Raw genomic sequence first — 15,318 nt, forward strand, 5'->3', positions numbered from 1 at the left:
CGAATTGCCTGCCTGCTGGCGAGCAGTTATGGTAGTGGCATGCAGTCCATTCACCTCAGTGCGGAGGGGTACCCCTTCGCATCGTGCGAGCGCGCGGAAATTGAGTTCCGCTGTCGTAAAACAATAAGCCTGGAGGCAAACCATGGAGATGTTGTCAGGAGCCGAGATGGTCGTCCAATCGCTTGTCGATCAGGGCGTCAAGCAAGTATTCGGCTATCCCGGAGGCGCAGTCCTCGATATCTATGATGCGTTACATACCCTTGGCGGTATCGATCATGTGCTGGTTCGCCACGAGCAGGCGGCGGTGCATATGGCGGATGGTCTGGCGCGAGCGACCGGGGAGGTCGGTGTGGTGCTGGTGACCTCAGGGCCTGGGGCGACGAACGCCATCACCGGTATCGCGACGGCCTATATGGACTCTATCCCGCTGGTGATCCTCTCAGGGCAAGTGGCGACATCGCTTATCGGCTACGATGCCTTCCAGGAGTGCGACATGGTGGGGATTTCCCGCCCGGTGGTGAAGCACAGTTTCCTGGTGAAGCAGACCGAAGATATTCCCGGCGTGCTGAAGAAAGCCTTCTGGTTAGCGGCCAGCGGTCGCCCCGGGCCGGTGGTGGTCGATCTGCCGAAGGATATACTCAATCCGGCGAAGAAACTGCCGTACGTCTGGCCAGACGCGGTCAGCATGCGCTCGTATAACCCGACGACCAGCGGCCATAAAGGCCAGATTAAACGCGCCCTGCAGACCCTGGTGGCGGCGAGCAAGCCGGTCGTCTACGTCGGCGGCGGGGCGATCAATGCGCAATGCGAACCACAGCTGCGCGAACTGGTGGAAAAGCTGAAGCTGCCGGTGGCCTCCTCCCTGATGGGGCTGGGCGCTTTCCCGGCGACGCACTCGCAGGCGTTGGGGATGCTGGGCATGCACGGCACCTATGAAGCCAACATGACCATGCACCATTCAGACGTGATTTTTGCCGTTGGCGTTCGCTTTGACGATCGGACCACCAATAACCTGGCCAAATACTGTCCGAACGCGACTGTGCTGCATATTGATATCGATCCGACCTCAATCTCGAAAACCGTGCCGGCAGATGTGCCGATCGTCGGCGATGCCCGGCTGGTGCTGGAACAGATGCTGGAGCTGCTGGAACAGGAAGAGGCGCAGCAGCCGCTGGACGATATTCGCGACTGGTGGCTACAGATTGAGCAGTGGCGCGCCCGCCATTGTCTGCGCTACGACGACCAGAGCGATAAGATCAAACCGCAGGCGGTGATTGAAACGATCTGGCGACTGACCCAGGGCGATGCCTATGTCACTTCCGATGTGGGTCAGCACCAGATGTTCGCCGCCCTTTATTACCCCTTCGACAAACCGCGGCGCTGGATTAACTCCGGTGGTCTCGGCACCATGGGCTTTGGCCTACCGGCAGCGCTGGGGGTCAAAATGGCTCTGCCGGACGAAATGGTCGTCTGCGTGACCGGTGACGGCAGTATCCAGATGAATATTCAGGAACTTTCCACCGCGCTGCAATATGAACTGCCGGTCCTGGTGCTTAACCTCAACAACCGCTATCTGGGGATGGTGAAGCAGTGGCAGGATATGCTCTATTCCGGGCGCCACTCGCAGTCCTATATGGAGTCGCTGCCGGACTTTGTGCGTCTGGCGGAAGCCTATGGCCACGTTGGCATCCGCATCAGTGAGCCACAGGAACTGGAGACGAAGCTTGCTGAAGCCCTGGAGCAGGTGCGACAGCGCCGGCTGGTGTTTGTCGATGTCACCGTCGACGGCAGTGAGCATGTGTACCCCATGCAGATCCGCGGCGGCGGCATGGATGAAATGTGGTTGAGCAAAACGGAGAGGACCTGATTATGCGCCGGATATTATCGGTATTACTGGAAAACGAATCGGGCGCATTGTCCCGCGTTATCGGCCTCTTTTCCCAGCGCGGCTATAATATAGAAAGCCTGACTGTCGCGCCGACAGACGATCCGACCCTCTCCAGGATGACCATCCAGACCGTGGGCGATGAAAAAGCGATCGAGCAGATTGAAAAGCAACTGCACAAGCTGGTGGATGTCCTGCGAGTCAGCGAACTGGGGCAGGGGGCTCATGTCGAACGTGAAATCATGCTGGTGAAGGTCCAGGCCAGCGGTTACGGCCGTGAAGAAGTGAAGCGCAACACCGAAATCTTTCGTGGACAGATTATCGACGTGACGCCTTCTATCTATACCGTCCAGCTTGCCGGCACCAGCGATAAACTCGACGCCTTCCTGGCCTCGCTGCGCGATGTCGCTCGGATCGTGGAAGTGGCTCGCTCCGGCGTGGTCGGCCTGTCTCGCGGTGATAAAATCATGCGCTGAGGATCGGGAATTGATGCAAAAATAGCCCGGCAGCGACTGTCGGGCTTTTTTTTTTGCGAAATCAGTAGGAACTGTAAGCGAAAGCGGTTGCTGCGCTAACTATTCTGCGTTTAGATGTTATAAAAAGGGTTCCATACCTGAATAATGGTTATGTTTGGCACTTCTTACCCAAGGGGCAATTGTGAAACTGGATGAAATCGCCCGGCTGGCCGGTGTTTCAAGAACCACCGCGAGCTATGTGATTAATGGCAAAGCGAAGCAGTACCGCGTAAGCGACAAGACGGTCGAAAAGGTGATGGCTGTCGTGCGAGAGCACAACTATCATCCGAATGCGGTCGCTGCTGGCCTGCGTGCAGGACGCACACGCTCTATCGGTCTGGTGATCCCGGATCTGGAAAACACCAGCTATACCCGCATTGCAAATTATCTGGAGCGGCAGGCGCGCCAGCGCGGCTATCAGCTGCTGATTGCCTGCTCGGAGGATCAGCCCGATAACGAAATGCGCTGTATCGAGCATCTGCTACAGCGCCAGGTGGACGCCATCATTGTTTCCACCTCGCTGCCGCCGGAGCACCCTTTTTATCAGCGCTGGGCTAACGATCCGTTTCCGATTGTCGCCCTCGACCGCGCCCTTGACCGCGAGCACTTCACCAGCGTCGTCGGCGCTGACCAGGATGATGCCGAGATGCTCGCCGCCGAGTTGCGGACTTTTCCCGGCGAAACGGTGCTTTATCTGGGCGCGCTGCCGGAACTGTCGGTGAGCTTCCTGCGCGAGCAAGGCTTCCGTAAAGCCTGGCAGGACGATCCGCGTGAGGTGCATTATCTCTATGCCAACAGCTACGAGCGAGAAGCGGCGGCCCAGCTGTTTGAGAAATGGCTTGAAACCCATCCGATGCCGCAGGCGCTGTTCACCACCTCTTTCCCGCTGCTGCAGGGCGTCATGGATGTGACGCTGCGCCGTGAGGGTAAACTGCCTTCCGAGCTGGCGATCGCCACCTTCGGCGATAATGAGCTGCTCGATTTCCTGCAGTGTCCGGTACTGGCCGTGGCCCAGCGCCATCGCGATGTCGCTGAGCGGGTGCTCGAGATCGTCCTCGCTAGCCTCGATGAACCGCGCAAGCCGAAGCCGGGCCTCAGCCGTATTCGTCGTAATCTTTATCGCCGCGGCAGCCTGAATCGCCGTTAAGGGCGCAATATCGTCAGCATCCAGGATTATTCCTGGCAGGCCTGCCAGAGAGCAGGCCGCTGGCGATAAATCAGGCAACTGACGTCCAGAATGCAAAACTGAATATATTTCAGACAAATCCCTAAACTTCTTTACGCGTTATTTTGTTTTATTCCCTGGCAATCGTTTTGTGACTCAAAACAGGACACAAAAAATGATGGTGCAGGCTTTAATTGTATTATTTTGTTACATTCACCAGGTTAATTGCTGAATTAACACCCATTTTGTTCGCCACCACTGTTCTCCCCTGCCTTATCCCGCGCCTGGTCCACCCCTAAGGCAGCAACAGGTACTGTTAACGGCCGGCATAATGGCCTAAAATGCCGCTCGCGTCGCAAACTGACACTTTATATTTTCCCGCCGAAGATATTTTGTTGTTTATAACTGTTACGAGTTTGTTGGTTATTTTCTTACACGTATTCATAACGTTAATTTGCCTCGCCTGTTGATGATTTTTTCATCAGGGCTAATGTCGGCTGTAAATAATGGGTTTTTGAGCTCCGTTGGCATTCGTGCTGGCTTGACAAGCTTTTCCTCCGCTCCGTAAACTCCTTCTGGTGGGAATTTGTGGGATAAAGTGGCGAAAAGGGGTGAGGCTGGCATGTTCCGTGGAGCAACGTTAGTCAATCTCGACAGCAAAGGCCGCCTGGCCGTGCCAACGCGTTATCGCGATGGGCTGATCGAGGACGCTGCCGGTCAATTGGTATGCACCATTGACATTCATCACCCGTGCCTGCTGCTTTATCCATTGCCTGAATGGGAAGTCATCGAGCAGAAATTGTCGCGTTTATCGAGCATGAATCCCGTTGAGCGGCGCGTACAGCGTTTGCTTCTGGGTCATGCCAGCGAATGTCAGATGGATAATGCCGGTCGCTTGCTGATTGCGCCGGTGTTACGGCAGCATGCCGGGCTGACAAAAGAAGTGATGCTGGTCGGGCAGTTTAATAAATTTGAACTGTGGGACGAAACGACCTGGTATCAACGGGTCAAGGAAGATATCGACGCTGAGCAGTCCGCGACCGGTGAACTGTCGGAGCGCCTGCAGGATTTGTCTTTATAAAAATGATGGAAAATTTTAAACACACTACGGTACTTCTGGATGAAGCCGTCAACGGCCTCAATATTCGTCCAGACGGTATCTATATTGATGGTACCTTTGGTCGCGGCGGTCACTCGCGCCTGATCCTCTCCCGGCTGGGAGCGGAAGGACGCTTGCTGGCAATCGATCGCGATCCACAGGCGATTGCCGTCGCGCAAACCATCGATGATCCCCGCTTTTCCATCGTACATGGTCCATTTTCACAGCTTGCTGATTATGTCGGCGAGCGCAATCTTACCGGTAAGATCGACGGCATTCTGCTCGATCTCGGCGTCTCTTCCCCACAGCTTGACGATGCGGAACGCGGTTTTTCCTTTATGCGCGACGGACCGCTGGATATGCGCATGGATCCGACGCGCGGTCAGTCTGCGGCCGAATGGTTGCAGACCGCTGAAGAAGCGGATATCGCCTGGGTGATTAAAACCTTCGGCGAAGAGCGTTTCGGCAAACGGATCGCCCGCGCGATCGTCGAACGTAATCGCATTGCACCGATGACTCGCACCAAAGAGCTGGCGGAGGTCATCGCCGCGGCTATGCCGGTAAAAGATAAGCACAAACATCCCGCGACCCGTACCTTCCAGGCGGTGCGCATTTGGGTAAACAGTGAACTGGAGGAGATAGAGCAGGCGCTAAAAAGCTCGCTTAGCGTGCTGGCCCCAGGCGGGCGGCTGTCGATCATTAGTTTTCATTCGCTGGAAGATCGCATTGTAAAGCGCTTTATGCGCGAGCAAAGCCGCGGTCCGCAGGTTCCGGCGGGAATACCGATGACCGAATCGCAGCTCAAAAAACTGGGCGGCCGTGAGTTACGAGCACTAGGCAAGTTGATGCCGGGCGAAGAAGAGGTGGCAGAGAATCCACGCGCCCGTAGTTCAGTGCTGCGTATTGCAGAGAGGACGAACGCATGATCGGCAGAGTGACAGAGGCCTTAAGCAAGGTTAAAGGGTCGATTGGAAGCAACGAGCGCCATGCTTTGCCTGGCGTGATCGGGGACGACCTTCTGCGGTTTGGGAAACTGCCACTCTGCCTGTTCATTTGCATCATTATTACGGCGATTACCGTGGTCACCACCGCGCACCACACGCGCCTGCTGACCGCGCAGCGTGAACAACTGGTTCTGGAACGCGACGCCCTAGACATTGAATGGCGCAACCTGATCCTCGAAGAGAACGCGCTCGGCGATCACAGTCGGGTTGAGCGGATCGCGACCGAGAAGTTGCAGATGCAGCACGTCGATCCATCCCAAGAAAATATCGTTGTACAGAAATAAGGATTATTGCGACGGATGAAAGCAGCGCCAAAAACGCCTAAAGCAAAACGTCAGGAAGAACAGGCCAACTTTATCAGTTGGCGTTTTGCGTTGCTGTGCGGCTGTATTCTACTGGCGCTGGCTTTTCTGCTGGGGCGGGTTGCCTGGCTACAGGTAGTCAGCCCGGACATGCTGGTGCGCCAGGGCGATATGCGTTCTCTGCGCGTACAGGAAGTATCCACCGCGCGCGGGATGATTACCGACCGCTCCGGTCGTCCGCTTGCGGTCAGCGTGCCGGTGAAGGCTATCTGGGCCGATCCAAAAGAACTTCATGATGCCGGCGGGGTAACCCTGGATACGCGCTGGAAGGCGCTGGCGGATGCCCTCAATATGCCGCTGGATCAGCTGGCGACGCGCATCAATACCAATCCGCGGATGCGTTTCATCTATCTGGCGCGTCAGGTTAACCCTGACATGGCCGACTACATCAAAAAACTGAAGCTGCCGGGCATTCATCTACGTGAAGAATCCCGTCGTTACTACCCTTCCGGGGAAGTGACCGCTCACCTCATCGGCTTTACCAACGTCGACAGCCAGGGGATTGAAGGGGTCGAAAAGAGCTTTGATAAATGGCTTACCGGCCAGCCGGGCGAGCGTATCGTGCGTAAAGACCGCTATGGCCGGGTAATTGAAGACATCTCTTCCACCGACAGCCAGGCGGCGCACAACCTGGCGCTGAGCATCGACGAGCGTCTGCAGGCGCTCGTCTATCGTGAGCTGAACAACGCCGTGGCCTTTAACAAAGCCGAGTCCGGCAGCGCGGTGTTAGTGGACGTGAACACCGGCGAAGTGCTGGCGATGGCCAACAGCCCGTCCTACAACCCAAACAACTTTGCCGGCACGGCGAAAGACACCATGCGTAACCGCGCCATCACCGACGTGTTCGAACCGGGTTCGACGGTGAAGCCGATGGTGGTGATGACGGCGCTGCAGCGCGGTATCGTCAACGAAAATACCGTGCTCAATACCGTGCCTTATCGAATTAACGGCCACGAAATTAAAGACGTGGCGCGCTACAGCGAATTGACCCTGACCGGGGTACTACAGAAGTCGAGTAACGTCGGTGTTTCTAAGCTGGCGTTAGCGATGCCGTCCTCAGCGTTAGTAGATACTTACTCACGTTTTGGGCTTGGAAAGGCGACCAATTTGGGGTTGGTCGGAGAACGCAGTGGCTTATATCCTCAAAAACAACGGTGGTCTGACATAGAGAGGGCCACCTTTTCTTTCGGCTACGGGCTAATGGTAACCCCGTTACAGTTAGCGCGAGTCTACGCAACGATTGGCAGCTACGGCATCTATCGCCCGCTGTCGATTACCAAAGTTGATCCACCGGTTCCGGGCGAACGTGTCTTCCCGGAATCACTCGTTCGTACCGTCGTTCATATGATGGAAAGCGTGGCGCTGCCTGGCGGCGGCGGCGTGAAGGCGGCGATCAAAGGCTATCGCATCGCGATTAAAACCGGTACGGCGAAAAAAGTGGGGCCGGATGGCCGCTACATCAACAAATATATTGCTTACACCGCAGGCGTTGCGCCCGCCAGCCATCCGCGCTTTGCGCTGGTGGTGGTGATCAACGACCCGCAGGCAGGTAAATACTACGGTGGCGCCGTTTCCGCGCCGGTGTTCGGTGCCATCATGGGCGGCGTATTGCGCACCATGAACATCGAGCCGGATGCGCTGGCAACGGGCGAAAAAAGTGAATTTGTAATTAATCAAGGCGAGGGAACAGGTGGCAGATCGTAATTTGCGCGACCTTCTCGCTCCATGGGTGCCAAACGCACCGGAGCGCATTCTGCGAGAGATGACGCTGGACAGCCGGGTGGCTGCTTCCGGCGATCTCTTTATCGCGGTACAGGGTCATCAGGCGGACGGGCGTCGTTATATCCCGCAGGCGATAGCGCAAGGTGTGGCTGCCATTATTGCTGAAGCCCAGGGCGAAGCTAAAGACGGTGAGATCCGTGAAATGCACGGCGTGCCGGTTATCTACCTGAGCCAGCTTAACGAACGCTTATCGGCGCTGGCCGGGCGTTTTTATCATCAGCCGTCGCAGCAGCTGCGTCTGGTGGGCGTGACCGGTACCAACGGCAAAACCACCACCACCCAGCTTCTGGCGCAATGGGCGAAACTGCTCGGCGAAACCAGCGCGGTGATGGGGACCGTCGGCAACGGCCTGCTGGATAAAGTGGTGCCGAGCGAAAACACCACCGGTTCTGCGGTCGATGTTCAGCACGTGCTTTCCGGTCTGGTCGAGCAGGGGGCAACCTTCGGCGCGATGGAAGTCTCTTCCCACGGGCTGGTGCAGCACCGCGTGGCGGCCCTGCAGTTTGCTGCCTCGGTATTTACCAACCTGAGCCGCGACCACCTCGACTACCATGGCGACATGGCGCACTACGAAGCGGCGAAATGGCTGCTGTACTCCACCCACCATTGCGGCCAGGCCATCGTCAACGCTGACGATGAAGTCGGTCGTCGCTGGCTGGCGAAGCTGCCGGACGCGGTGGCGGTGTCGATGGAAGATCATATCAATCCGAACTGCCACGGCCGCTGGCTGAAGGCCACCGCGGTCAACTATCACGACAGCGGCGCCACCATCCAGTTTGACTCCAGCTGGGGCAACGGTGAAATCGAAAGCCGCCTGATGGGCGCCTTTAACGTTAGCAACCTCCTGTTGGCGCTGGCCACGCTGCTGGCGCTGGGCTATCCGCTGGCCGATCTGCTGAAAACTGCGGCGCGTTTACAGCCGGTATGCGGCCGTATGGAAGTGTTCAGCGCGCCCGGTAAACCGGCGGTGGTGGTGGATTATGCCCATACCCCTGACGCGCTGGAAAAAGCACTGCAGGCCGCGCGCCTGCACTGCAGCGGCAAGCTGTGGTGCGTCTTCGGCTGCGGCGGCGACCGTGACAAAGGCAAGCGTCCGCTGATGGGGGCGATTGCAGAAGAGTTCGCCGATATTGTGGTCGTCACTGACGACAACCCGCGTACCGAAGAACCGCGGGCGATTATCAACGATATTCTGGCCGGCATGCTCGATGCAGGTCATGCAAAAGTGATGGAAGGCCGTGCGGAAGCGGTGACCAACGCCGTGATGCAGGCGCAGGAGAACGACGTGGTGCTGGTGGCGGGTAAAGGCCATGAAGATTACCAGATCGTCGGTAACCGTCGTCTGGATTATTCCGACCGCGTCACCGTCGCGCGTCTGCTGGGAGCGGTAGCATGATTCGCTTTACGTTAAGCCAGCTCGCCGCGATCGCCCATGGCGAACGGCAGGGTAGCGATATCGCTATCGACGAGGTGACCACCGACACCCGTAAAGTCACAGCGGGCTGCCTGTTTGTGGCGCTAAAAGGCGAGCGTTTCGACGCCCATGATTTTGCCGAACAGGCAAAAGCGGCAGGCGCCGGCGCGCTGCTGGTGAGCCGTCCGCTGGCCTGCGATCTCCCGCAGGTGATCGTGAAAGATACCCGGCAGGCTTTCGGCGAGTTAGCCGCCTGGGTCCGTCAGCAGGTGCCGACCCGCGTCGTCGCCCTGACCGGCTCGTCCGGTAAAACCTCGGTCAAAGAGATGACCGCGGCGATCCTCAGCCAGTGTGGCAATACGCTGTATACCGCCGGCAACCTGAACAACGATATCGGCGTACCGATGACTCTGCTGCGTCTGACCAAAGAACATCAGTACGCGGTGATTGAGCTCGGCGCTAACCACCAGGGCGAAATCGCCTGGACCGTCAGCCTGACGCGTCCTGAAGCGGCGCTGGTCAACAACCTTGCCGCCGCGCACCTTGAAGGTTTCGGCTCGCTGGCGGGCGTGGCGAAGGCGAAGGGCGAAATCTATACCGGTCTGCCGGAAAACGGCATCGCCATTCTCAATGCCGACAACAACGACTGGCTGAACTGGCAGGCAGTGATTGGCGATCGCAAAGTGTGGCGCTTCTCACCGAATGCGGCCAACAGCGATTTCACTGCGACTAACGTGCAGATCACCAGCCACGGCACCGAATTTACGCTGCAGACTCCAACCGGTAACGTTGATGTACTGCTGCCGCTGCCGGGACGCCACAACATCGCTAACGCGCTGGCGGCGACCTCGCTGGCGATGGCGGTAGGCGCCGATCTGGCGGCGGTGAAAGCCGGTCTGGCGCAGCTGCAGGCCGTTCCGGGACGTCTGTTCCCGATCCGCCTGACCGAGAGCCAGCTGCTGCTGGATGACTCCTATAACGCTAACGTCGGTTCGATGACCGCAGCGGTGCAGGTCCTGTCAGAGATGCCGGGCTTCCGGACGATGGTGGTCGGCGATATGGCGGAGCTTGGCGCGGAAAGCGCGGCTTGCCACCGTGAAGTCGGCGAAGCGGCGAAAGCGGCAGGGCTGGATTGCGTTCTCAGCGTCGGCGTCTTGAGCGCGGATATCAGCCGCGCCAGCGGCGTGGGCGAACATTTTAACGATAAAGCCGCCGTGGTGGCTCGCCTGCGCGAGCTGCTGGCGGAGCATAAGATAATGACCATTTTAGTGAAGGGTTCACGTAGTGCCGCCATGGAAGAGGTAGTACGCGCATTACAGGAGACTGGGACATGTTAGTATGGCTGGCCGAACATTTGGTCAAATATTATTCCGGCTTTAACGTCTTTTCGTATCTGACGTTTCGCGCCATCGTCAGCCTGCTGACCGCGCTGTTCATCTCTCTGTGGATGGGCCCGCGCATGATCGCCCGTCTGCAAAAACTCTCCTTCGGCCAGGTGGTTCGTAACGACGGTCCGGAGTCTCATTTCAGTAAGCGCGGTACCCCGACCATGGGGGGGATCATGATCCTCACCGCGATCACCGTGTCGGTGCTGCTGTGGGCTTACCCGTCCAACCCGTACGTCTGGTGTGTGCTGACGGTGCTGATCGGCTACGGCATCATCGGCTTCGTTGATGACTACCGTAAAGTGGTGCGCAAAGACACCAAAGGCCTGATCGCCCGCTGGAAGTACTTCTGGATGTCGGTGATTGCCCTTGGGGTAGCCTTTGCCCTGTATCTGGCGGGGAAAGACACCCCGGCGACCGAGCTGGTGGTGCCGTTCTTTAAAGACGTCATGCCGCAGCTGGGGCTGTTCTATATCCTGCTGGCCTACTTCGTGATCGTCGGCACTGGCAACGCGGTTAACCTGACCGACGGTCTCGACGGCCTGGCGATCATGCCCACCGTCTTCGTCGCGGCGGGTTTTGCGCTGGTGGCGTGGGCGACCGGTAACATGAATTTCGCCAACTACCTGCACATTCCTTATCTGCGCCACGCCGGCGAACTGGTGATCGTCTGTACGGCGATCGTCGGCGCGGGGCTGGGCTTTCTGTGGTTTAACACCTACCCGGCGCAGGTCTTTATGGGCGACGTCGGTTCGCTGGCGCTCGGTGGCGCGCTGGGTATTATCGCCGTGCTGCTGCGTCAGGAATTCCTGCTGGTGATTATGGGCGGCGTTTTCGTGGTGGAGACCCTGTCGGTGATTCTGCAGGTTGGCTCCTTTAAGCTGCGCGGTCAGCGTATCTTCCGCATGGCGCCGATCCACCACCACTATGAACTGAAAGGCTGGCCGGAGCCGCGCGTTATCGTGCGCTTCTGGATTATTTCGCTGATGCTGGTGCTGATTGGCCTGGCGACGCTGAAGGTACGTTAATCATGGCAGATTATCAGGGTAAAAAAGTCGTCATTATTGGGCTGGGCATGACCGGCCTGTCATGCGTGGACTTTTTCATGGCGCGCGGCGTAACCCCGCGCGTGATGGACACCCGCGTCGCGCCTCCCGGGCTGGATAAATTGCCTGAATCGGTCGAATGCCATGTCGGTGGCCTCAATGATACCTGGCTGCTGGCGGCGGATCTGATTGTCGCCAGTCCTGGCATCGCGCTGGCCCATCCTTCGTTAAGCGCGGCGGCAGACGCTGGCGTAGAGATCGTTGGCGATATCGAACTGTTCTGCCGCGAAGCGCAGGCGCCGATCATCGCCATTACCGGCTCGAACGGCAAAAGCACCGTCACCACCCTGGTGGGCGAGATGGCGAAAGCGGCCGGGATTAACGTCGGCGTGGGCGGCAATATCGGCCTGCCGGCGCTGATGCTGCTGGATACCGATCGTGAGCTGTATGTTCTGGAGCTCTCCAGCTTCCAGCTGGAAACCACCTCCAGCCTGCAGGCGGTGGCGGCAACCATCCTCAACGTGACTGAGGACCATATGGACCGCTACCCGCTGGGGCTGCAGCAGTATCGCGCGGCGAAGCTGCGGATTTACGAGAATGCGAAGACCTGCGTGGTCAACGCGGACGATGCGCTCACCATGCCGGTACGCGGCGCGGACGATCGCTGCATCAGCTTTGGTATCGACGTCGGTGACTATCACCTTAACCGTCAGCAGGGCGAGACCTGGCTGCGCGTAAAAGGTGAGAAAGTCCTCAATGTGAAAGAGATGTCTATCACGGGCCAGCATAACTACAGCAACGCCCTGGCGGCGCTGGCGCTGGCCGATGCCGCGGGTCTGCCGCGTGCCAGCAGCCTGAAGGCGCTGACCACCTTTACCGGCCTGGCGCATCGCTTCCAGCTGGTGCTGGATCACAACGGCGTGCGCTGGATTAACGACTCGAAGGCAACCAACGTCGGCAGTACCGAGGCGGCGCTGAACGGCCTGCAGCTTGATGGCACGCTGTATCTGCTGCTGGGCGGCGACGGCAAGTCCGCTGATTTCACTCCGCTGAAGCGCTACCTTGGCGGCGATCGTATCCGTCTGTACTGCTTTGGTCGCGACGGCGCCGAGCTCGCCGAGCTGCGTCCTGAGGTGGCGGTACAAACTGAAACCATGGAGCAGGCGATGCGTCAGATAGCGCCCCTGGTGAAGGCGGGCGATATGGTTCTCCTGTCGCCAGCCTGCGCCAGCCTGGATCAGTTTAAGAACTTTGAACAACGGGGCGAGATGTTTGCCCGCCTGGCGAAGGAGTTAGGTTGATGCGTTTCTCTCTCCCACGCCTGAGAATGCCGCAGCTGAGCTTGCCTCGGTTGAGACTGCCGCGACTGCCGGGGATGTTTATCTTCGCCTGGCTGTTCGCCGCGCTGAAAGGCTGGGTGATGGGCTCGCGCCCAAAAGATAACGACAGTCTGGTGATGTATGACCGGATGCTGCTGTGGCTGACCTTCGGCCTGGCGGCGATCGGCTTTATTATGGTGACCTCGGCATCAATGCCGGTGGGACAGCGCCTGGCGAACGATCCTTTCCTCTTCGCCAAGCGTGACGGCCTGTACATTGTGCTGGCCTTTGTCCTCGCGCTGGTGACGCTGCGCCTGCCGATGGATTTCTGGCAGCGCCACAGTACCGCGATGCTGATCGCCTCGATCGTCATGCTGCTGATCGTGCTGGTGGTGGGTAGCTCGGTAAACGGCGCATCGCGCTGGATCGCCCTCGGTCCGCTGCGCATCCAGCCGGCGGAGTTCACCAAGCTGTCGCTGTTCTGCTACATCGCCAACTATCTGGTGCGCAAAGCCGACGAAGTGCGCAACAACCTGCGCGGCTTCTTAAAACCGATGGGCGTGATTTTCGTACTGGCCATCCTGCTGCTGGCGCAGCCTGACCTCGGTACGGTGGTGGTGCTGTTCGTCACCACGCTGGCGATGCTTTTCCTCGCCGGCGCCAAGCTGTGGCAGTTCATCGCTATTATCGGCATGGGCATATCGGCGGTGGTCCTGTTGATCCTCGCCGAACCGTACCGTATTCGCCGCGTGACCTCCTTCTGGAACCCGTGGGAAGACCCGTTCGGCAGCGGCTATCAGCTGACCCAGTCGCTGATGGCCTTTGGCCGCGGCGAGATGTGGGGGCAGGGACTCGGCAACTCGGTGCAAAAACTGGAGTATTTGCCGGAAGCGCACACTGACTTTATCTTCGCCATCATCGGCGAAGAACTCGGTTATATCGGTGTGGTACTGGCGCTTTTAATGGTATTCTTCGTCGCTTTCCGCGCCATGTCGATTGGCCGAAAAGCGCTGGAGATCGATCATCGCTTCTCCGGCTTCCTCGCCTGTGCGATTGGTATCTGGTTTAGCTTCCAGGCGTTAGTTAACGTCGGGGCGGCGGCGGGGATGCTGCCGACGAAAGGTTTGACGCTGCCGCTGATCAGTTATGGTGGTTCCAGTCTGCTGATTATGTCGACGGCCATCATGTTGTTGTTGCGAATTGATTATGAAACGCGTCTGGAAAAAGCCCAGGCGTTTACACGGGGTGTTCGATGAGCGGTCAGGAAAAGCGGTTGATGGTGATGGCGGGCGGTACCGGCGGGCATGTGTTCCCGGGACTGGCGGTCGCACACTATCTAATGGACCAGGGCTGGCAGGTTCGCTGGCTGGGTACCGCCGATCGTATGGAAGCGGATTTAGTGCCGAAAAACGGCATCGAGATTGATTTTATCCGTATCTCCGGCCTGCGTGGCAAAGGGATTAAAGCACAGCTGCTGGCGCCGGTGCGGATCTTCAACGCCTGGCGTCAGGCGCGGGCGATCATGAAGCGTTTCCAGCCGGACGTGGTGCTGGGTATGGGCGGCTATGTGTCCGGGCCTGGCGGCCTGGCGGCGTGGTCGCTGGGGATCCCGGTGGTCCTCCACGAACAAAACGGCATTGCCGGCCTGACCAACAAATGGCTGGCGAAGATTGCGAAGAAAGTGATGCAGGCGTTTCCCGGCGCCTTTCCGCATGCGGACGTCGTCGGGAATCCGGTGCGCACCGATGTGCTGGCGCTGCCGCTGCCGGGGCAACGTCTGGTAGGCCGTCAGGGGCCGATTCGCGTGCTGGTGGTCGGTGGCTCTCAGGGCGCGCGCGTCCTGAACCAGACCATGCCGCAGGTGGCGGCGAAGCTCGGCGATACGGTGACCATCTGGCATCAGAGCGGTAAAGGCGGCCAGCAAACCGTACAGCAGGCCTATGCCGCCGCGGGGCAGTCGCAGCATAAAGTGACGGAATTTATTGATGATATGGCCGCGGCGTATGCCTGGGCAGATGTTGTGGTATGCCGTTCCGGCGCCCTGACGGTTAGCGAAATCGCGGCTGCGGGCTTACCGGCGCTGTTTGTACCGTTCCAGCACAAAGATCGTCAGCAGTACTGGAATGCGCTGCCGCTGGAAAAAGCCGGCGCGGCGAAAATTCTCGAACAGCCGGCGTTCACGGTTGAGGCGGTAGCCTCTACTCTGGCGAGCTGGGATCGGGAAACCTTGCTGGATATGGCGGAACGAGCGCGTGGCGCTTCGATTCCGGACGCTACCGAGCGGGTAGCAGAAGAGGTCAGCGCCGTAGCTTTGGCGCGCTAATTGCGGTGATTTTCACCGC

General features: G+C 58.6%; 13 protein-coding genes. All 13 read left to right on the forward strand.

All coding sequences use genetic code 11. The features are described 5' to 3' along the window. Nucleotides 1-142 precede the first annotated feature (142 nt). The 13 genes from ilvI to murG all read left to right on the forward strand — a co-directional run bounded on the left by ilvI (nt 143) and on the right by murG (nt 15,299). Nucleotides 143-1,867 (forward strand): acetolactate synthase 3 large subunit, encoded by a 1,725-nt coding sequence (ilvI, locus tag MKS11_RS16615; protein ID WP_017901190.1) that lies wholly within the window; start codon nt 143-145, stop codon nt 1,865-1,867. A 2-nt stretch (nt 1,868-1,869) separates the two neighbouring features. Beyond that, nucleotides 1,870-2,361, forward strand: coding sequence for an acetolactate synthase small subunit (gene ilvN / locus MKS11_RS16620; protein WP_002888536.1), 492 nt, complete (start codon nt 1,870-1,872; stop codon nt 2,359-2,361). 181 nt (nt 2,362-2,542) lie between these two features. After that, nucleotides 2,543-3,547 carry a catabolite repressor/activator gene (gene cra / locus MKS11_RS16625; protein ID WP_004145952.1) on the forward strand — a complete coding sequence of 335 codons (1,005 nt, stop codon included), beginning with the start codon at nt 2,543-2,545 and terminating at the stop codon, nt 3,545-3,547. A gap of 640 nt (nt 3,548-4,187) precedes the next feature. Further along, a complete protein-coding gene (mraZ, locus tag MKS11_RS16630; RefSeq protein ID WP_004204327.1) occupies nt 4,188-4,646 on the forward strand; it encodes a division/cell wall cluster transcriptional repressor MraZ in 459 nt (152 codons plus the stop codon). A 2-nt stretch (nt 4,647-4,648) separates the two neighbouring features. Next, a complete protein-coding gene (gene rsmH / locus MKS11_RS16635) occupies nt 4,649-5,590 on the forward strand; it encodes a 16S rRNA (cytosine(1402)-N(4))-methyltransferase RsmH (RefSeq protein ID WP_017901189.1) in 942 nt (313 codons plus the stop codon). Beyond that, on the forward strand, nt 5,587-5,952 hold the full coding sequence (ftsL, locus tag MKS11_RS16640; RefSeq protein ID WP_002888550.1) for a cell division protein FtsL: 366 nt from the start codon (nt 5,587-5,589) through the stop codon (nt 5,950-5,952). The genes rsmH and ftsL overlap by 4 nt, the downstream gene beginning before the upstream one ends. 15 nt (nt 5,953-5,967) lie before the next feature. Then, nucleotides 5,968-7,734, forward strand: a complete 1,767-nt coding sequence (locus tag MKS11_RS16645) for a peptidoglycan glycosyltransferase FtsI (protein ID WP_004204330.1) — start codon at nt 5,968-5,970, stop codon at nt 7,732-7,734. Beyond that, nucleotides 7,721-9,208: a UDP-N-acetylmuramoyl-L-alanyl-D-glutamate--2,6-diaminopimelate ligase gene (gene murE, locus MKS11_RS16650; protein ID WP_017901188.1), complete on the forward strand. Its 1,488-nt coding sequence runs from the start codon at nt 7,721-7,723 to the stop codon at nt 9,206-9,208. The genes MKS11_RS16645 and murE overlap by 14 nt, the downstream gene beginning before the upstream one ends. Further along, nucleotides 9,205-10,563, forward strand: coding sequence for a UDP-N-acetylmuramoyl-tripeptide--D-alanyl-D-alanine ligase (gene murF / locus MKS11_RS16655; protein ID WP_049004286.1), 1,359 nt, complete (start codon nt 9,205-9,207; stop codon nt 10,561-10,563). The genes murE and murF overlap by 4 nt, the downstream gene beginning before the upstream one ends. Next, entirely contained in the window at nt 10,557-11,639 is a 1,083-nt protein-coding gene (gene mraY, locus MKS11_RS16660; RefSeq protein WP_004204335.1) for a phospho-N-acetylmuramoyl-pentapeptide-transferase, read from the forward strand. The genes murF and mraY overlap by 7 nt, the downstream gene beginning before the upstream one ends. Before the next feature lie 2 nt (nt 11,640-11,641). Next, nucleotides 11,642-12,958, forward strand: coding sequence for a UDP-N-acetylmuramoyl-L-alanine--D-glutamate ligase (murD, locus tag MKS11_RS16665; RefSeq protein WP_004204336.1), 1,317 nt, complete (start codon nt 11,642-11,644; stop codon nt 12,956-12,958). After that, a complete protein-coding gene (gene ftsW, locus MKS11_RS16670) occupies nt 12,958-14,232 on the forward strand; it encodes a cell division protein FtsW (protein WP_004204337.1) in 1,275 nt (424 codons plus the stop codon). The genes murD and ftsW overlap by 1 nt, the downstream gene beginning before the upstream one ends. Further along, nucleotides 14,229-15,299, forward strand: coding sequence for an undecaprenyldiphospho-muramoylpentapeptide beta-N-acetylglucosaminyltransferase (gene murG / locus MKS11_RS16675; protein WP_004204339.1), 1,071 nt, complete (start codon nt 14,229-14,231; stop codon nt 15,297-15,299). The genes ftsW and murG overlap by 4 nt, the downstream gene beginning before the upstream one ends. Nucleotides 15,300-15,318 lie beyond the last annotated feature (19 nt).

The sequence above is a fragment of the Klebsiella sp. K5-45 genome, from assembly GCF_030128605.1.
Classification (GTDB): domain Bacteria; phylum Pseudomonadota; class Gammaproteobacteria; order Enterobacterales; family Enterobacteriaceae; genus Klebsiella; species Klebsiella quasipneumoniae.